Source organism: Gordonia paraffinivorans, assembly GCF_900683595.1.
Classification (GTDB): Bacteria; Actinomycetota; Actinomycetes; order Mycobacteriales; family Mycobacteriaceae; genus Gordonia; species Gordonia paraffinivorans.
Genome location: NZ_CAACYD010000006.1, coordinates 499423 through 517807, shown reverse-complemented (window position 1 = coordinate 517807; position 18385 = coordinate 499423). Strand labels below are relative to the sequence as shown.

Genomic DNA, 18385 nt, shown 5'->3' with positions numbered 1-18385 from the left:
CTACACTCCTCCCATGATGTCCGATTCGGCGAACGTCGACCTCCAGAAACCGACCTCCCCGGACGACCGCGACACCGCTGACGTGATCGTCGTCGGCAGTGGGTTTGGCGGTGCGGTCTCGGCCCTGCGACTGGCCGAGCAGGGCCGGCGCGTCCTGGTCCTCGAACAGGGCCGCCGGCACACGCCCGAGGACCTCATGGCCGCCCGTAAGGACCCGCGCAAGTACCTGTGGATGCCGGAGCTGGGGCTGAAGGGCTTCTTCTGGCAGCGGGTGCTGCGGCACGTCGGCATCATCGGCGGCGCCGGCGTGGGCGGCGGCAGCATCGTGTGGGCCGGCGTGCTGCTGGAGCCCAAGGACGAGTTCTTCACCGACCCGGCCTGGCCCGAGGTGGCCGGCGGGTGGCGAGCACAGCTGGCCGAGCACTACCGCACCGCCGCCCGGATGCTCGGGCGCGAGACGACCCGGTTCGTCGGCGAGATGGACCGTCACCTCCAGGCCACGGCCGAGGCGATGGGCGCGGGGGAGACCTACGGGCCCACCCCCATGGCGATCTGGTTCGGCGAGGAAGGCGTCACCGTGCCCGACCCGTTCTTCGGCGGCGAGGGCCCGGACCGCACGGGGTGCCGACTCTGCGGCGCGTGCCTCGTCGGCTGTCCCTACGGCAGCAAGAACACCCTGGACCTGAATTACCTCTGGCTGGCCGAGCGTCGAGGAGCCCGGATCGTCCCGGACACCCGGGTCGAGACCGTGGCGGCGGTGCCCGGCGGATACGAGGTCCGGACCGCCGACGGCCAGATGCTGCGTGCGGCCGAGGTGGTGCTGGCAGCGGGAGTGCTCGGGACGGTCGAGCTCCTCTTCCGATCCCGTGAGCAGGGCTTGCTGCCGAACGTCTCGCCGATGCTGGGTCACCGGGTGCGCACCAACTCCGAGGCCATCACCGCGGTCCTCGCCGACGACCCGGACGCCGACCTCACCCGTGGACCGACCATCTCCAGCGAGTTCTATCCGGATGAGGCCACGCACGTCACCCAGAACCGCTACGTCGGCGGGTGGCACATGCGGCTGCAGCTCGGCCCGCTGGTCGACGGCGACGACCCCGCCCGGCGGCGGCGCGCGGCGCTGGCGGAGCTGGGGCGCCACCCGCTCCGACAGCTCCGGCTGATGACCGCGCGCAACTTCGTCGAGCGGCTGAGCGCGTTCACGGTGATGCAGAACGTGGAGAACGAGATCCGCCTGGTGATGGACCGATCCCCGGTCAGGCCGTGGCGCCGGGTCCTGCGGTCCCGCACCGGTGAGGGAGTGCCCGCCGCGCCGAGCTACCTGCCGCAGGCCAACGAGGTGGCCCGGAGGTTCGCGGATTCGGTCGGCGGCCGGCCACTCAACCTGCTGCTGGAGAGCGTGGGCGGCAAGTCCATCACCGCCCACGTCCTCGGCGGCGCCGCGATGGGTGCCGACGCCTCCGACGGTGTGATCGACACCGATCATCAAGTGTTCGGCCATCCCGGCCTGTACGTGGTGGACGGTTCGGCGATCCCGGCGAACGTGGGCGTCAACCCCAGCCTGACGATCACGGCCATGGCCGAGCGGTTCGCCGCCCGCTACCGTGCCCGCCGGGCGCGCAGCCCGACCAGACCTCGACGATCGGAGCATCGTGACCACTGAACTTCCGACGTCCCTGGCACGTCTGCGCACCCTGTTCTCCGAGGCGACGCCCCCGACCGCACCGCCCGTCGCGGGCGACTACCTCATCACCTTCGTCGGCCCGGCCCCGCTGCGGGTGGTGGCGCCGCGCGCGATCGCCGTCGGCGGTATGCGGCGCTGGCGCGGGAAGCGATTCGACGGCGCCGGCAGTGCGGTCAACCTGGTCGACGACGCCGACGGCAGTCGTCGCGAGATCATTCCCATGCGGGTGACGGTGGAGCCCTCGTGGCGCGACGGCCGGCCGGCCCTCGTGTGCTCGTACGGGCCGGACGGGCCGGTGCCCTGGCGGTGGGTACGAGACGAGTTCCGTGCGCTGGACGAGAGTCGGCTGATCGGCCTGACCTTCGTCGGCGGCCGGTGGTCCGCCCCGCTAGCCGCGCCGTTGCTGCTCACCCGCGCCTGAGCCGGGGACGCCGCAGGTCCGGGCCCCAATGGCGGGCGCACCGGCCGGTGTGCCACCTGCCATACTGAGGGGAGTCCGGCCGCGGGAAGTCCGGCTGCTCGCCACTGAACATCACCAGAGGGTGAGCGAACCCGAACACCAGAGCACATCAACACCCTGGAGGATTCGTCGAATGCCCATTGCAACCCCGGAGCAGTACGCCGAGATGTTCGACAAGGCGAAGAAGGGTGGTTACGCGTTCCCCGCGATCAACTGCACCTCGTCGTCGACCATCAACGCGGCCATCAAGGGTTTCGCCGACGCCGGTAGCGACGGCATCATCCAGTTCTCGACCGGCGGCGCCGAGTTCGGCTCCGGCCAGGGTGTCAAGGACATGGTGACGGGTGCGGTCGCCCTCGCCGAGTTCGCGCACGTCGTCGCCGAGAAGTACGACGTCCTGATCGGCCTGCACACCGACCACTGCCCGAAGGACAAGCTGGACACCTACGTCCGCCCGCTGATCGAGATCTCGCAGGCGCGCGTCGACGCGGGCCGCAACCCGCTGTTCCAGTCGCACATGTGGGACGGCAGCGCCGTGCCGATCGACGAGAACCTCGAGATCGCCAAGGAGCTCCTGGCCAAGGCCGCCGCCGCGAACATCATCCTGGAGATCGAGATCGGCGTCGTCGGCGGTGAAGAGGACGGCGTCGAGAACGAGATCAACGAGAAGCTGTTCACCAGCGTCGAGGACTTCGAGAAGACCATCGAGGCCCTGGGTGCCAGCGACTCGGGCAGCCGCTACCTGCTGGCCGCCACCTTCGGCAACGTCCACGGCGTCTACAAGCCGGGCAACGTCAAGCTGCGTCCGTCCGTGCTGAAGGAGGGCCAGGAGGCCGCCGCCAAGAAGCTGGGCCTCCCCGAGGGGACCAAGCCGTTCGACTTCGTCTTCCACGGCGGCTCGGGCTCGCTGAAGAGCGAGATCGACGAGGCCCTGAGCTACGGCGTCGTCAAGATGAACGTCGACACCGACACCCAGTACGCCTACACCCGTCCGGTCGCCGGCCACATGTTCACCAACTACGACGGTGTGCTGAAGGTCGACGGCGAGGTGGGCAACAAGAAGGTCTACGACCCGCGCAGCTGGACCAAGAAGGCCGAGGCCAGCATGTCCGAGCGCGTCGTCGAGGCGTGCAACGACCTCAAGTCGGCCGGTAAGTCGCTGAAGGCCTGACCTGCTGATCGCCTGATTCTGCCCGCACCCGAAAAGGGTGCGGGCAGAATTGTTTTCGCAGGTGGGCGGACACCCTGCAGGGCCTGGCCGGCGCTGTCCGCCGAGCGGCCGCAGTCAGTTTCCGGAGGTCCGCCAGTCTCCGGAGATCCGCGTGGCCTTGCGCTCCCCGCGAGTCAGGGGAGGTAGGTGCTCGACGGCTCCGGCGACGGCCGCGAGGAGCCCGCTCGTCCGGCGGGCCGGAGCAGACCAGCGTCCTTCGGTGCGTGCCGCCGCGTCGAGCAGGTCTCGCGACCGGTCGAGGACGGTGAGGGGGAGTGCGGACAGCGCGTTGCCGGGCGGGCGGCGGGCGACGACCGGGTGCGGACGTGTCGGGGCGGTGGATCGCACCGCCTGCCAGTAGGTCCCGAGCCGGATGAGATCCTCACGGGTACACGCTTGCTGCAGCCGCGGGAGGAGGACGTCCTCCTCGTCGCGGACGTCCTCGCGCAGCAGGTGGACGATCTCGTCGAACAGCCGATGGTGTTCGGGGGAGTCGACGCCGAGCTTCTCCAGCGACGTGAACAGCTCGTTGATCGCCTGGTGTTCCTTCTCGACCTCGAGAGTCAGTTGCTCTCCGTCGGCCAGGCGCCGCCGCAGAGCGGGCCACAGCACCACTTCCTCGGCGAAGGCGTGCGGGAAGACCAGCCGGCAGAGGTCGTTGAGCACCGCCGAACCGGGGTCAGTTGGTGAGCAGACCCACGATCACCGCGACGGCCAGCCCGATCATCACGAGTGCGGAGATCACGACGGCAGGGTCCATGCGGTTGCCGCGGTCGCTTCCGTTGCCTGCGGTCGCCGATCGCAGGTGTGCGTCGGCGATCCGACGCGGTGGCGCCGGAGGGCGACGAGACGCCGGCTCCACCGGTGGGATCGCCGGGGGCGGGGGAGCGAAGTACGCAGGTGTTCTCGGTTCGCGGTGGCCCGGTCCCGGTACGGGAGCAGCGGTGGCCTGCCGGCGCGGGCCGACGATCGCCTCGTGCCCGTGACCGGAGGTCACGTGGGGTTGCACACCTTCCAGGTGTCGCCCTCGCGCTGCAGGTTCAGTGTCACCGTCTCGGGCTGGTCCGGCGTGCTGGTGTGCACCGCCACCACCTCGACCACGGCCTGATCGCCGCCCTCGACCACGCGCACGGCGTTGATGGACTGGGTCTGGACCAACTCGTTGCGTGCCTTCTGCGCCTCGTAGGTCTTCTGGTAGGCCGCGTCGTCGAAGTCGGTGTAGAAGGCGTTGAGCTCCCCGCAGGTCACCGATCGCAGCGTCGAGAGGTCTCCCTCGTAGAGCGCGGTGGTGTAGTCGAGCGCCACCTCGGCGGCCTCGTCGGCCGGCGCGGGCGTGCGCATGGTGTAGGCGAGGACGATGCCGACCACGACTGCGGCGACCACGACGAGGGCGGCCACCGCGACGAGCAGGCCCTTGCCACGTTTCTTCGTCGGCTTGGACGCCGGCTTGTCGCCTGGGATGACCTGCGGCTGGTGCGCGACGGTCGTCCACTCGCCGGTCGAGGGATCGTCGACCGCGGGCGCGGGGAGGGTGTCGGCGCGGTCGGCGGAGGCGGCATCACCCGCGGTGGCAGTGCCTGCCCCGGCGGCCGGGATGACCTTGGTGGCGGCATCGTCGGATGCCTTTTCGAGATCGACCGGGATGGCCTCGGTGGCCGGCTCGGTGGACTCGTCGGTGTCGGGGTCGGTGGCCTCGGATGCCGCGGCCTCCGGGGAGTCGGTCCCGGTGGACTCGTCCTCGTCTGCGTCGGCCTCGTCGGCGACCGTCTGGCCGGCCTCGTCGGGCTCTCCTTCTTGCGGGCTCTCCGGCTCCTCGCCAGCCTCGTCGGCCTCGGCGTGCTCGTCGCCGTCGGCCTGCGCCTCGTCGGCCTCTTCGGGGTCGGCTTCTTCGGGGTCGGCTTCCTCGGCGACGGCTTCCTCGGCAGCGGACTCCTCCGCAGCGGCCTCGTCGGTGTCCTCGGCGTCGCCCCCGGTTCCGTCCGTCTCGGCCGATTCGTCATCGGCCGCTGCGGTCTCCGGTCCGTCGTCGGCGGCGGCAACCACCGCTGCGGCGGCTGCACCGGCTCCGGCGGCAGCCGCCACCGCCGCGCCGTCGGAGTCGTCGCCTTCTTCGCCTTCCTCGGCGTCAGCGGGGTCGGCGTCCGCATCGGTCGCGGTGTCGCCCGACTCGGCCACCTCGGGCGCCTCGTCGTCGGCGTCTCCCGACGCCTCGGCATCCGCGGCCGCACTCTCGATCGGCTCGGTCGCGGCAGCGGACTCCGAGTCAGACTCCGAGTCGCCTTCCGCGGCGGGCTCGACCGCCTCGGCGTCGGAGCTCTCGGAGTCGGAGCCCTCGGCGTCGGCCTGGGCGGTCACGGCCCCGTCGGTCTCGCCGGCATCGCTCTCATCCGAGGTCGGGTCGATCGAGTCGAGATCCTCGAGCTCGCTCGCATCCGGGAGGTCCTCCCGGCGGATCACCGTGGTCTTGGAATCGCTCGGGCCCAGGCGCTTCGGCGGCGCCGCAGCGGCTGCGTCGGCGTCCTCGGACGAGGCGACCGCGTCGTCGGAGGTCTCGGCGTCGGAGGTCTCGTCGTCTGCGGCGAGAGGGTCGATGGAGTCGAGGTCCTCGAGGTCCTCCGGCGAGGGCAGGTTGTCGCGACTGATCACCTGCGTGGCGCCGTCGATGCCGCGTCCGCCCTTGGGCTTCGGACCCCTCCGCTCGGGGGCATCGGGAGTCTCGGGGGCATCGGAGATCTCGGCGGTCTCGGCGGCAGAGGCGTCGGTGCCGGCGTCGACGGGATCAGTCGCCCGGTCCTCTGGGGTCTCGTTGCGGGTGCGATCATCCACAGCTGGCTCGTGGCCCTCTCTGCTGGTGCTCTCGGTCACGGCGTCGGCGCCGGTCGGAACAGTATCCGTGGTCTTGTCTGCGATGTCCTGGCGTGGTCGAGCCCCCAGGTCGGCATCCGTCGTCGGCCCGGCAGTGCCCCGGGGGTCGGTGCCCCGGGTGGCGGCGCGTCGAATGCGACGTTCGTCACGGACCTGGCGCAGCGACGTGAGCGCCCTTGTGACCGCTGTCCTCGGCCCGTCTGATCGAGCCATCGACGATCACCCCGCATTCCGCCCATCGCATGGTTTCGGTCCGGACACCGGAAGCTCCGGCGACCGGACCGATTGCGCCATTCACCCTAGCGAATCCACCGCAGGTCCAGCACTACGGCATTCGATGGATACGACGGCGGTCTCGGCGTCGGTGCTTGAATATGAGCATGACGTCTTTCGGAGATCTCCTCGGACCGCAGCCGGTACTCCTCACCGGTGACGACGAAGCGGAGTCGGACCTGCTCAACGGTGCCGCCCCGGCCGAGGTCGCGGCGGCGCATCCCACCGCGTCGATCGCCTGGGCGTACCTCGCCGAGGCCGCCCTCGATGCGGCGACCGCCGGCGACGCCCCCGACACCGCGGGTGTCGTGACCGCCTACGCGTTCGCCCGCACCGGTTACCACCGCGGACTGGACCAGCTGCGCCGCCACGGGTGGAAGGGCTTCGGCCCGGTGCCGTGGAGCCACGAACCCAACCGCGGGTTCCTGCGTTGCGTCGGCGCGCTGGCACGTGCCGCCGAGATCATCGGCGAGGAGGACGAGCACGTGCGCTGCCTCGACCTGCTCAACGACTCCGATCCGCAGGCCGCGGCCGAGCTCGGCCTCGCCTAGCTGTACTGACCCGGAACGTTAGGTACAGAGTTCGGCGAGTCGACGTGACATAGGGAAGACCTCCGAGTGAGGTGTGGAGCTGTCTAAGAACCGCTCCTCAACCCGGAGGTCTTCATGTCCCACCGTAATTCACCGCTGTCCCCGACTGGCCGGTTGCGTCTGGCTCGGTGTGTTGTGGACGACCGGTGGCCACTGCGCCGCGCAGCTGACCGGTTCAACGTCTCAGTCACCACGGCCAAGCGATGGGCGGATCGCTACCGCGACCACGGGCCGGCCGGAATGGTCGACCGGTCCAGCCGGCCCCGATCGTGTCCGCATCGCACCAGCCGGCGCCGGGAACGCCGGGTCGTCGGGTTACGCGTCTCCCGCCGCTGGGGGCCAGCCCGGATCGGATACCACCTGGGGTTGAACGTCTCCACGGTGCACCGCATCCTCACCCGCTACGGCTGCCTACGACTGTCGTGGATCGACCCGGCAACCGGGGCGCCGGTACGTGCCCGCAGACGCGAGATCCGCCGGTACGAACACCAAGCGCCCGGAGACTTGATCCACGTCGACATCAAAAAGCTCGGCAGAATCCCCGACGGCGGTGGACATCGCGTACACGGCCGCGCCCAGGGCACCCGCAACTCCAGTGCCCACCGCGAGCCTGGACGAACCCGCAAAGTTGCTGGCCGCCCCAACCTGGGGTACGCGTATCTGCATCACGCCGTCGACGACCACTCCCGCTACGCCTACTCCGAGATCCTCGCTGATGAGAAGAAGGAAACCGCGACCGCGTTCATGACTCGGGCGTTGGCGCACTTCGCCTCGATCGGTGTCACCACCGCGCGAGTGATGACCGACAACGGGTCGTGTTACCGGTCCCGCATATTTCGGGACTTGTTGCACGACAACAAGATCAAGCACAAGCGGACCAGACCGTACCGGCCGCAAACCAACGGCAAGGTCGAACGATTCAACCGGACCCTGCAGGAGGAATGGGCCTACGCCCGTCCCTACCTCAGTGAAACCGAACGCGTCGCGGCCTTCCCCGAGTTCCTTCGCATCTACAATCACGAACGCGGCCACACCGCACTCCGAGGCAACTCACCCGCCGACCGCGTACCCAACCTGTCGGGTCAGTACACCTAGCGGGCTGTCCCACCTCGGATGGCATCTGCGATCGGCACCCTTCCGCGTCGCGTGTTCGACTCGTTGCCCGACGGGCTGAAGCGACGGCTTCGCAGACTGAAGATCTCGCTGGTCCCGATCGTCCAGTGCGCGTTGGCGGCCGGGATCGCATGGTGGATCGCGACGCATGTCTTCGCCCACCCCGATCCGTTCTTCGCGCCGATCGCGGCCGTCATCTCCCTCGGGCTCGGTCTCGGACGCCGCTGGCGCCGGTCGGTCGAACTCGTCGGCGGCGTCGCCATCGGCATCTTCGTCGGCGACCTGTTCATCGGCGCGGTCGGCGAGGGCGCGTGGCAGATCATGGTCGTGGTCATCCTCGCGATGTCCCTGGCCGTGATCCTCGACGACGGCCTGCTCATCCCGATGCAGGCGGCGTCCTCGGCCGTGCTGGTCGCGACCCTGCTCCCGCCGGGAGGCGTCGCAGGTTTCCACCGCGCGCTCGACGCGCTCATCGGCGGGGTCGTGGGCATACTCGTCGCCGCGCTGTTCCCGGTCAATCCGGCCAATCGGGCGCGAGAGGACGCGGCCGCCGTGCTCACCACGGTCCGCGACGCGGCACGCACGGTCGCCGAGGGTCTGCGGGCCGCCGACACCGAGCCGATCGCCGCCGCCCTGGAGAAGGCGCGCGGAACCCAGGCCGCGATCAACAAGATGCGGACCGACATGACCGGAGGCCGGGAGGTCACCCGGATATCGCCGCTCTACTGGAGTTCCCGCGACCGCCTCGACCGGCTGATGCGCACCGCAGATCCCATCGACAACGCGGTCCGCAACTTCCGGATCATCGCCCGCAGGTCGCTGGCCATCACGCAGCGCGGTGAACGGGTCCGGCCAGAGCTGATCGAGATCATCGACGACATCGGCGGCGCCTTCGAGGTGCTGCGTCAGATGATGCTCGCCGACCCCGGGGAGGACCCCGACCCGGTGGAGGCCGCGCGGGTGATCCGGTCGATCGTGCGCAAGGCGCGCAAGGACCTGGCCGAGAACAGCGAGCTGTCCGAGGCCGCGCTCCTGGCCGAGATCAGGTCGCTCCTCGTCGACCTGCTGATGGTTGCCGGCCTCCGGCGCTCGTCCGCACTCGCGACCCTGCGAGGCTGACCCGGGGCGACCGGCGAGACCGGGACGAGGGCGGTTGCCATATATGCGTAACTACGCATATATTGGCCCGACCATGGGGCACTCTCATTCGCACGCGCACTCCCACACCCCCGTCGCCGGGGAAGCGGGACGGCGACGCCTGTGGCCGATGACCCTCGCGGTGTTCCTCATCGGCGGCTTCTTCGTCGTCGAACTCGTCACCGGCATCCTGGTCGACTCGCTGGCGCTGATCGCCGACGCCGGCCACATGCTCACCGACGTCGTCGCGCTGATGATGGGCCTGACCGCGCTGCTCCTCGGACGACACGGGCGCATCACCGACTCCCGCAGCTTCGGCTGGTACCGGGCCGAGGTGTTCACCGCGGTGGCCAACGCGCTCCTGCTGATCGGCGTCGCGGTCTTCGTGTTCGTCGAGGCGGTCGAGAGGATCGGGAAGGACCCCGAGGTCCCGGGCCTGACGCTGATCGTCGTCGCGATCCTGGGCCTGGCGGTGAACCTCGTCGTGATGCTGTTGCTGCGCGCGGACTCACGCGAGTCCATCGCGGTGCGGGGCGCCTACCTGGAGGTGCTCGCGGACGCGGTCGGCAGTGTCGGAGTGTTGGTGGCGGGCATCGTCGCGCTGACCACCGGCTGGGGCTACGCGGACGTGGTGGCCGCGGTCCTGATCGCCCTCTGGGTGGTCCCGCGGGCGTTGCGGCTGGCCATCGACGCCCTGCGCATCCTCAACCAGCAGGCGCCGGCCCACATCGACGTCGAGGCGCTGCGGACCGACCTCGCGGAGATCCCCGCCGTCGACGACGTCCACGACCTGCACGTGTGGACCCTGACCACCGGCATGGACGTCGCCACGGTGCACCTCGGCAGCCGGCACCCGAACTCCGAGGTGCTGCCCGCCGCGCAGGCGATCCTGGCGAAACACGGCCTCGACCACGCCACCGTGCAGGTGGACCCCGAGGGCGAGGACAGACGATGCCGGGACGAACTCACCTGGTGAACGGTGGTTCATCTCGCCGGTGATGTCGGTTATGTCTTAGATTTTCGGCATGGATCGACGCGAATTCCTCGCGGTGCTGGCCGCGGGAACCGTGGGCGCCCTGACCGCGGCCTCGGTGGCCGGATGTGCTTCGGAGGTCCCGGCCGCCGAGGTCACCTCCGCCCCGCCCACCCCCTCCACGCCGCCGACGCCGAGCACCCCGGCCTCACTCTCGACCACGCCGGCAGGTCTGTTGCCGCCCGCGGTCGGTGCCAAGCACCCGCTCCCGGACGAACCGATCACGGCGCTGCCGGGCAAAGGGCGGCACATCGCGCTGACCGTGGACGACGGCGCGAGTTCCGAGGTCGTCGGCGCCTACGTGAAGTTCGCGCAGGACACCGGCGCGCGGTTCACGTTCTTCGTGACCGGGTCGTTCGACGGCTGGACCGATCATCGTGACGAACTGCGGCCGCTCGTCGAGTCGGGGCAGATCCAGCTCGGCAACCACACCTGGACGCATCCCGCGCTCACCGAGTTGTCGGGCAAGCAGATCGCCGACGAACTGGGCCGGACCAAGCGCTTCCTGAAGAACACCTACGGCGTCGACGGCACCCCGTACTACCGTCCGCCGTTCGGCTACCACAACGCCGCGGTGGACGCGGTGGCCGCCGACCTCGGCTACACGATGCCGACGCTCTGGTACGGCTCCCTGTCGGACTCCGGCCTGATCACCGAGAAGTATCTGGTGCAGTGCGCCCGCAAGTACTTCCAGCCGCAGTCGGTCGTGATCGGCCACGCCAACCACGACCCGGTGACGAAGGTCTATCCGAAGCTGGTCGACATCATCAAACGGCGCAACCTCCGCATGGTGACGCTCGACGACTACTTCCAGAGCACCTAGGAACCGGAGCCCGGCGGCCTCCCGCGCGCAACCGCACGCGGGGTTTTCGCTCACGCTGATTCCATTCGCGCGACGAACGGCGTGACGCCGATACCGTGTGCCGGTCATGGCCAGCACCCTGCAGACTCCCGCGTCCCCTGTCCGCCCTGCGACCGTCGGCGAGACCGACGCCGAGCGCCGCAAGCGACTCCGCACGGTCGTGGCCGCGAGCCTCCTCGGCACCACGGTCGAGTGGTATGACTTCTTCCTCTACGCAACGGCCGCGAGTCTCGTGTTCAACACGCTGTTCTTCCCGGACCAGAGCTCGTTCGTGGGCACGCTGCTGTCGTTCGCGACGTTCGCCGTCGGATTCGTGGTCCGCCCCATCGGCGGGGTGATCTTCGGGCACATCGGCGACCGGATCGGCCGCAAGCGCACCCTCGCGATCACGATGGTGATGATGGGCGTCGCCACCGCCTTGATGGGCGTGCTGCCGACCGCCGCGTCGGTCGGCGTCGTCGCACCGATCCTCCTGCTCCTGCTGCGCATCGTGCAGGGCTTTGCGCTCGGCGGCGAATGGGCGGGCGCGGTGCTGCTGTCGGTCGAGCACAGCCCCGAGCGCCGCCGCGGTCTCTTCGGCTCGATCCCGCAGATCGGACTCGCGCTCGGCCTCGCTCTGGGCACCGGCGTGTTCGCGTTGCTGCAGGTGGCCCTCGACGACGACGCGTTCCTCACCTACGGCTGGCGCATCGCGTTCCTGGTCAGCATCGTGCTCGTGGTCATCGGCTTCGTCGTCCGCCTGAAGGTCGACGAGACGCCGGCCTTCGCCGAGGTGACCGAACTCGCGCAGCAGTCGTCGGCGCCGATCCGCGAGGTCGTGACGCCGCCCAACACCCGCAACACCGTCCTCGGCCTGCTCGCCCGCTGGGGCGAGGGTTCGGCCTTCAACACCTGGGGCGTGTTCGCGATCGCCTACGCCACCAGCGAACTCGACATGGAGAAGGTCCCGGTCCTGGTGGCGGTGACGATCGCCTCGGTCGTGATGGCCGCGCTGCTCCCGGTGTCGGGGCTGCTCACCGACCGGTTCGGCGCGAAGCCCGTCTACCTCGCCGGCATGGCCGTCTACGGGGTGTCGGTGTACCCGGTGTTCGCCCTGTTCGGGACCGAGAACCTCGTCTGGTTCACGGTTGCGCTGGTGATCGTGTTCGGCGTGGTCCACGCGCTGTTCTACGGCGCGCAGGGGACGCTGTTCGCGAGTCTGTACCCGACGCGCGTGCGGTACACGGGGCTGTCGGTCGTCTACCAGTTCTCCGGCATCTACGCCTCGGGCCTGACGCCGCTCATCCTCACCGCGCTCATCGGGGCGGCGTCGGGCTCGCCGTGGCTCGCCGCCGGATACCTCGCGCTCACCGCGGTGATCAGCGTGGTCGCTACCACGCTGATCCGACGCGACGAGCTGTACCTGGCGACCGGCGTCAGCGCCGTCGAGGCCGAGCGCGAACCGCGGGCGTCGGCTCCGGTGACGGAGACAGAACCGGTGCCCGTCGGCTGACGGGCACCGGCGCTCGAACCCGCGGATTCAGGGGCGGACCAGCAGCAGATCGGTGACGTGGCGGTAGAACGTCGAGCGCTTGAGCACGCGCTCGTTCACCACGCCCTCCCGCTCGACCACGATGTTGGTGCCCCCGGTCTGGACCGCCCGGCCGTGGATCCATTTGCCCGGCAGCAGCCACCGCTCGACCTGCGCCCGCAGCCCGGGGGCTTCCAGCGTCGGCTCGATGAGGACCGAGCGGACATTCCCGTCGAAGAGGCGCTCGTTGTCGACATAGCACTCGCCGTGCAACTTCTCGCCGTTCGCGCCCAGGTGCCGGGCGCTGCCGAAGACGACCGTCGCGGCGTCGTCGCGGATCAGCGGCACGGGTGTCGCGGTGCCGGTCTCGGCCAACTGGCGTGCCTGCGGGCCGTGCGGCAGGCGGTACCGGCGGGTCGCGGCGGTCGGCTCGGGCGAGACATACGCCACTTCGACGTCGAGGCGCTCGGCGGCCATGAGTGCGGCCACGACCGCGTCCAGGAAGGTGTCGTTCTCCTCGGCGATCGTCGGCGCGAACCGTTCGGAGACACGGGGTTCGACGATGATCCGGGTGACCTCGGAATCGGACAGCGCGTCGGCGACCGCCGCGCGGGCGGCTTGTTTGTCGTCGGAGCGACTTGACTGGGTGATCAGGGCGAAAGACACGGGGATAGGGTATCCGGGCGCTCGACACAGTAGTGTTGGTGAGGTTTGTTCTGATCAGTTCAAGCGCGCCACACGAAGGAGTACCCGAATCATGGCCGCGATCGTGCTTATCGGAGCCCAGTGGGGCGACGAGGGCAAAGGGAAGGCCACCGACCTGCTCGGCGGCCAGATCAACTGGGTTGTCCGATACCAGGGCGGTAACAACGCCGGCCACACGGTCGTACTCCCGAACGGCGACAAGTTCGCCCTGCACCTCATCCCGTCGGGCATCCTCACCCCCGGTGTGAAGAACGTGATCGGCAACGGCGTCGTCGTCGACCCGGGCGTGCTGCTCACCGAACTCGGCGGCCTCGAGGAGCGCGGTGTCGACACCAGCGGACTGCTGATCTCGGCCGACGCGCACCTGCTGATGCCCTACCACGTGGCGATCGACAAGGTCACCGAGCGGTTCCTCGGCAACAAGAAGATCGGCACCACCGGCCGGGGCATCGGCCCCTGCTACCAGGACAAGATCGCGCGCGTCGGCGTGCGCGTCGCCGACGTCCTCGACGAGAAGATCCTCACCCAGAAGGTCGAGGCCGCGCTCGAACTGAAGAACCAGATCCTGGTCAAGATCTACAACCGCCGCGCCCTCGAGCCGGCGCAGGTCGTCGACGAGGTCCTCGGCCTGGCCGAAGGCTTCAGGCACCGCATCGCCGACACCCGCCTGCTGCTCAACGAGGCCCTCGAGCGCGGCGAGACCGTGCTCCTCGAGGGCTCGCAGGGCACCCTTCTCGACGTCGACCACGGCACCTACCCGTACGTGACCTCGTCGAACCCGACTGCCGGCGGCGCGGCGGTGGGCGCGGGCATCGGCCCGAACAAGATCACCACGGTCCTGGGCATCCTGAAGGCCTACACCACCCGCGTCGGCTCGGGTCCGTTCCCGACGGAGCTGTTCGACGAGTGGGGCGAGTACCTGGCCAAGACCGGCGGCGAGGTCGGTGTCACCACCGGACGAGCCCGTCGCTGCGGCTGGTTCGACGCCGTGATCGCCCGCTACGCGACCCGCGTCAACGGCATCACCGATTACTTCCTCACCAAGCTCGACGTGCTGTCGGGCCTGAAGACCGTGCCGATCTGCGTGGCCTACGAGGTCGACGGCGAGCGCGTCGAGGAGATGCCGATGACACAGACCGGCTTCCATCACGGCAAGCCCGTCTACGAGGAACTGCCCGGCTGGTCCGAGGACATCTCCGGGTGCAAGACCTTCGAGGAGCTCCCGAAGAACGCGCAGGACTACATCCTGCGGCTCGAGGAGCTCTCCGGCGCGTACATGTCGTGCATCGGCGTCGGCCCCGGCCGCGATCAGACGATCGTGCGTCGCGCGATCGTCTGACGACTCGGCTCTCGGGGCGCTGCTCGCTCAGGGTTCTGCGGGTAGCCAGGCCCCGTGCAGCCCGGCGGGCACGCGGATCGGCAGATCCACCGTCGCGATCGGCCCGTCGGCGGGGGCGTCCGCGTCGAGCAGGTAGAACCGCGACCGCAGGTCGGCGGGATCGGTCCCGATGGTCCCCCAGTAGTCGCGCCCCGCGCCGGGGATGAAGATCGGCTCGCCGACCGCCACCCCCGGTGTCCAGACGGTCTCGGTTCCGGCTGCGAGGTCGTGGAACCACAGGCTCTCGCGCTGACCGGTGTCCCCCGCGGCCCGGGCGACGGACGCGATGCGACGGTGGTCGCGGGTGAGCAGCCGGTCGTCGACGCGCGGGAACTCCATGTCGACGACGGCGTCGCTCACCACCGTCTTGCCGATCCCGGCGTCGGGATCGACGACCGCGCGGACCAGTTCCGACGACGCGGGCCGCGGCTGATCGGCGAAGCCGCCCGGATATGTCCACTCGACGTAGTCGACGGTGACGGTGCCGTCCGGGTTGTCGAAGGCGTTGGCGACATGCCACACCCAGAACGGGTCGGTGTCGACCCAGCGCACCGGATCGCCGTTGCGTGGGATGAGCGCGATCCGGGTGCCGCGGTCCGGCTGCCATGCCAGCAGCGACCCGCCGCGGAGCATCGCGGCGATGTCGAACACCAGGGGGCACACGAACAGCACGATGAACCGCGAGGTCAACGCCATGTCGTGGATCATGATCGGCGCGTCGAGACCGTCGACGGGCGTGGGTTTGCGCGTGGTGTGGCCGTCGGGCCCGACCACCGCCCACGTCAGATACGGCGCCTCGAGCGCGTAGTTGAACAGCACCATCTCCCCGGTCGCCGGGTCGATCTTGGGGTGCGCGGTGCTACCGACCAGCATGGCGCCGTCGCAGTCGGTCTTGGCGACGGTCGCGAGGTCGGCAGGGGAGATCTCGTACGGGCGGTCGGCCTCGGCCATCGCGAGCAGACGCCCGCCGTGCCGGACGATGTTGATGTCCGGCAGGTCGCGCATGGTGCCGGCCAGCTCGTCGCCGACCTCTGACGCCGGTGGGGTGTACCCGTCGGTGATGCCCGACCAGATCGCATGTCCGGCAGCCTCTTCGGCGACCACCATCGGGGTGCGGACGAAACGGTTGGAGTACGACACCCGGCCGTCCTCGACGCGGATGCGGTGCACCATCGCGTCTCCGTCGAGCGGGTACACGTAGGAGCCGATCGGATCGAACCGGGGATTGGGCCCGTTGCGCAGGTAGCTGCCGGCGAGGTCGTCGGGGATCTCGCCGGCAACGGACAGGTCGGCGACGTCGACCTCCTCGCGCTGGGGTGCGAACACGCCGGTCAGGAACGGGTGGGTGTGCATGTCCACCGGCGCGGGCCGGGCCGGGCGCTCGGAAGCGGTCATGATGGGCCTTCGGTGTCGGATGGGTTCGACTGCGGGATCGTGACGCGAGCCTGCCCACAGCGTAGGACGAACACGCAGGTCATGAATGCCGTTTCGGTGTCGGCCGGTCGGGGGCGCGTCGGCGGGTGCGGTGCTTCCGGTCCCGGGCGTGATTGGATTGGGCATGCTTGCGAGACGGGGGAGCCGCGACTACGGCTCGATCCTGCTCGGCTCCGCCGGGGAGAGTTCACTCAAGCAGCGCGTGCGGATCCAGACGCTGCTGACCGCCTCGATCGTCGCCGCGAACGTCTTCGGTGCCCTGGTGGCCGCCGCTCTCGCCGCCGTCGGCATCCCGGAGCCCACGGTGTTCACCGCGGAACTCTGGTGGGTCAACTTCATCGCCGTGCCGGTGTACATCGTCGCGGCGTTCGTGATCGGCATCGGGTGGGGGACGCTCGTCGGCGTCCGCGTGCTGCGCTGGGCCATCCGCGACGAGACACCGTCGAAACGCGATGCGCGACGGACGATGCGACTCCCGTGGCGGCTGTCGCTGGTGCAGGGCCTGCTCTGGGCGGGCGCCACCGTGATGCTGACGATCATGTACGGCGTCCTCGACCCGCAACTCATCCCCAAGACCCTCTTCGTGGTGGGCCTCAGTGGCGTTGTGGTGGTGGCGATCTCGTATCTGTTCATCGAGTTCACGCTGCGACCCGTTGTCGCCGAACTGATCTCGGCCGGGTTCCACCGCCGGAATCGATCCGGTGTGATGTCGCGGTCGGTGGTGTCCTGGATCGCCGGCTCGGCGATACCGGTCATCGGCATCCTGCTGGTGGTGGCGTTCGGGGTGGCGCGCGACGAGACGTCGAAACTCGATCTCTTCGTGGGGGTCACGGTGCTCGCACTCACCGCGTTGTTCACCGGACTGCTGCTGACCCTGTTGTCGTCGATGAGCATCACCGGGCCGATCAGGTCGGTGCGCGAGGGGATGAACCGCGTGCAGGCGGGGCGCCTCGACGCCGACCTCGTCGTCTACGACGGCACCGAGCTCGGCGATCTGCAGGTGGGGTTCAACGCGATGGTCTCGGGTCTGCGCGAGCGGGAACGGATGCGGGATCTCTTCGGCCGCCACGTGGGCCGGGAGGTCGCCGAGGCGGCGTTGGCGTCGAACCCCGAACTCGGCGGCACCGAACGGGTCGCCGCGGCGCTGTTCGTCGACGTGATCGGGTCGACCACGCTCGCCGCCGAGCGGCGCCCGACCGAGGTGGTCGAGATCCTCAACAAGTTCTTCGCCGTCATCGTGCGGGAGGTCGAGGCGCAGGACGGACTGGTCAACAAGTTCGAGGGCGATGCGGTGCTGGCGATCTTCGGAGCACCGATCGAACTCGCCGATCCCGCCGGGGCCGCGCTCGCCGCGGCACGGCGGATCGTCGCCGGCCTGGCCGACGAGGTGCCGGAGCTGAACGCCGGCGTGGGGGTGAGCTTCGGCTCGGTGGTCGCCGGGAACGTCGGTGCCATCGAGCGCTTCGAGTACACCGTGATCGGCGACCCGGTCAACGAGAGCGCCCGGCTGTCGGAGCTGGCGAAGCGGGACCCGTCCCGTCCGCTCGCCGCGGGCCGCGCGGTCGACGCCGCGGCGGCCGGCGAGGCGAGACACTGGGACCGGATGGAGACGCTGACCCTCCGCGGTCGCACGGCCGAGACCGTGGTCTACGCCGCGATGCCCACCGGCGCTGCGGGTTCTGCCGACCGCGGGCAGCCGACTCGCTAGATCGCGTCCTCGGAACTGATCAACAGGCCGTCCGGGCCTACGATGCTCAGCCCCAGACCGTCGAAGAGCAGGTAGCGGTAGCCGTTGTTGTGGGCGACGTAGACGAGACGGCCGCTGCCGTTCTCCTGCTCGTGGACCTCCGACACCGGAAGGCGGATGGTGTCGCCGGTGCTGCGTGCCAGTCCCCGGTACTCGAGGTCGCCGTCGCCCCACCGGCAGATCGTCGCCGCAGAGTTCGCGGTGACGACCGAGGTGACGTGCTGCTGGTGCGCGTTGCACGACGGGGCGACAGACGATGCGGTGGCCTGGGTGGCCCCGGCCGCTGCGAGGGCGCCGGCGGCGATGGCGAGCGACGCGCCGGCAGCGGCGAGGCGGATCTTCGTGGTGGTCATGACATCGACGCTAGGACCCGGTCGTCGCCTG

At 69.7% G+C, this 18385-nt stretch carries 17 protein-coding genes; 11 read left to right on the top strand and 6 right to left on the bottom strand.

Features of this window, described 5'->3' with window-relative positions; translation table 11 throughout:
* The first annotated feature begins 13 nt into the window (after positions 1 to 13).
* The 3 genes from E1P53_RS09245 to fbaA all read left to right on the top strand — a co-directional run bounded on the left by E1P53_RS09245 (position 14) and on the right by fbaA (position 3315).
* Positions 14 to 1663, top strand: coding sequence for a GMC oxidoreductase (locus E1P53_RS09245; RefSeq protein ID WP_244941149.1), 1650 nt, complete (start codon positions 14 to 16; stop codon positions 1661 to 1663).
* Positions 1653 to 2105 (top strand): hypothetical protein, encoded by a 453-nt coding sequence (locus E1P53_RS09240; RefSeq protein WP_006900404.1) that lies wholly within the window; start codon positions 1653 to 1655, stop codon positions 2103 to 2105. The genes E1P53_RS09245 and E1P53_RS09240 overlap by 11 nt, the downstream gene beginning before the upstream one ends.
* A 172-nt stretch (positions 2106 to 2277) precedes the next feature.
* Entirely contained in the window at positions 2278 to 3315 is a 1038-nt protein-coding gene (fbaA, locus tag E1P53_RS09235) for a class II fructose-bisphosphate aldolase (RefSeq protein WP_006900405.1), read from the top strand.
* Positions 3316 to 3429: 114 nt separating this feature from the next.
* Here the strand turns inward: fbaA and E1P53_RS09230 are convergent, their stop codons facing one another.
* Genes E1P53_RS09230 through E1P53_RS09220 form a run of 3 tightly spaced genes read right to left on the bottom strand, consistent with a single transcriptional unit; the run spans position 3430 to position 6180 of the window.
* Positions 3430 to 4020, bottom strand: a complete 591-nt coding sequence (locus E1P53_RS09230; RefSeq protein WP_131734109.1) for a hemerythrin domain-containing protein — start codon at positions 4018 to 4020, stop codon at positions 3430 to 3432.
* 13 nt (positions 4021 to 4033) lie between these two features.
* Positions 4034 to 4351 (bottom strand): hypothetical protein, encoded by a 318-nt coding sequence (locus E1P53_RS09225; RefSeq protein ID WP_131734108.1) that lies wholly within the window; start codon positions 4349 to 4351, stop codon positions 4034 to 4036.
* Entirely contained in the window at positions 4348 to 6180 is a 1833-nt protein-coding gene (locus E1P53_RS09220; RefSeq protein WP_308071154.1) for an Rv0361 family membrane protein, read from the bottom strand. The genes E1P53_RS09225 and E1P53_RS09220 overlap by 4 nt, the downstream gene beginning before the upstream one ends.
* 419 nt (positions 6181 to 6599) lie before the next feature.
* Here E1P53_RS09220 and E1P53_RS09215 point away from each other — a divergent pair, with 419 nt between their 5' ends.
* The 6 genes from E1P53_RS09215 to E1P53_RS09190 all read left to right on the top strand — a co-directional run bounded on the left by E1P53_RS09215 (position 6600) and on the right by E1P53_RS09190 (position 12719).
* The gene (locus tag E1P53_RS09215) at positions 6600 to 7043 is read left to right on the top strand and encodes a DUF3151 domain-containing protein (protein ID WP_131734106.1); all 444 of its coding nucleotides are present in this window, start codon (positions 6600 to 6602) and stop codon (positions 7041 to 7043) included.
* A 114-nt stretch (positions 7044 to 7157) separates the two neighbouring features.
* Positions 7158 to 8177, top strand: coding sequence for an IS481 family transposase (locus tag E1P53_RS09210; protein WP_131734105.1), 1020 nt, complete (start codon positions 7158 to 7160; stop codon positions 8175 to 8177).
* A gap of 18 nt (positions 8178 to 8195) precedes the next feature.
* On the top strand, positions 8196 to 9314 hold the full coding sequence (locus E1P53_RS09205) for an FUSC family protein (protein WP_109238598.1): 1119 nt from the start codon (positions 8196 to 8198) through the stop codon (positions 9312 to 9314).
* 73 nt (positions 9315 to 9387) lie between these two features.
* The gene (locus tag E1P53_RS09200) at positions 9388 to 10308 is read left to right on the top strand and encodes a cation diffusion facilitator family transporter (RefSeq protein ID WP_131734104.1); all 921 of its coding nucleotides are present in this window, start codon (positions 9388 to 9390) and stop codon (positions 10306 to 10308) included.
* A gap of 49 nt (positions 10309 to 10357) precedes the next feature.
* Positions 10358 to 11188, top strand: coding sequence for a polysaccharide deacetylase family protein (locus E1P53_RS09195; protein ID WP_131734103.1), 831 nt, complete (start codon positions 10358 to 10360; stop codon positions 11186 to 11188).
* 106 nt (positions 11189 to 11294) lie between these two features.
* Positions 11295 to 12719 (top strand): MFS transporter, encoded by a 1425-nt coding sequence (locus E1P53_RS09190; protein ID WP_244941148.1) that lies wholly within the window; start codon positions 11295 to 11297, stop codon positions 12717 to 12719.
* A gap of 27 nt (positions 12720 to 12746) precedes the next feature.
* On the opposite strand, the gene E1P53_RS09185 is transcribed toward E1P53_RS09190, so the two are convergent.
* A complete protein-coding gene (locus E1P53_RS09185; protein WP_131734101.1) occupies positions 12747 to 13403 on the bottom strand; it encodes a hypothetical protein in 657 nt (218 codons plus the stop codon).
* A 91-nt stretch (positions 13404 to 13494) separates the two neighbouring features.
* On the opposite strand from E1P53_RS09185, the gene E1P53_RS09180 reads away from it, so the two are divergent.
* A complete protein-coding gene (locus tag E1P53_RS09180) occupies positions 13495 to 14781 on the top strand; it encodes an adenylosuccinate synthase (RefSeq protein WP_131734100.1) in 1287 nt (428 codons plus the stop codon).
* Between the two features lie 27 nt (positions 14782 to 14808).
* Here the strand turns inward: E1P53_RS09180 and E1P53_RS09175 are convergent, their stop codons facing one another.
* Positions 14809 to 16215, bottom strand: a complete 1407-nt coding sequence (locus tag E1P53_RS09175; protein ID WP_131734099.1) for a carotenoid oxygenase family protein — start codon at positions 16213 to 16215, stop codon at positions 14809 to 14811.
* 163 nt (positions 16216 to 16378) lie between these two features.
* On the opposite strand from E1P53_RS09175, the gene E1P53_RS09170 reads away from it, so the two are divergent.
* Positions 16379 to 17962, top strand: a complete 1584-nt coding sequence (locus E1P53_RS09170) for an adenylate/guanylate cyclase domain-containing protein (RefSeq protein WP_131734098.1) — start codon at positions 16379 to 16381, stop codon at positions 17960 to 17962.
* Here E1P53_RS09170 and E1P53_RS09165 read toward each other — a convergent pair.
* On the bottom strand, positions 17959 to 18354 hold the full coding sequence (locus E1P53_RS09165) for a hypothetical protein (RefSeq protein WP_131734097.1): 396 nt from the start codon (positions 18352 to 18354) through the stop codon (positions 17959 to 17961). The genes E1P53_RS09170 and E1P53_RS09165 overlap by 4 nt on opposite strands.
* Positions 18355 to 18385: the final 31 nt, after the last annotated feature.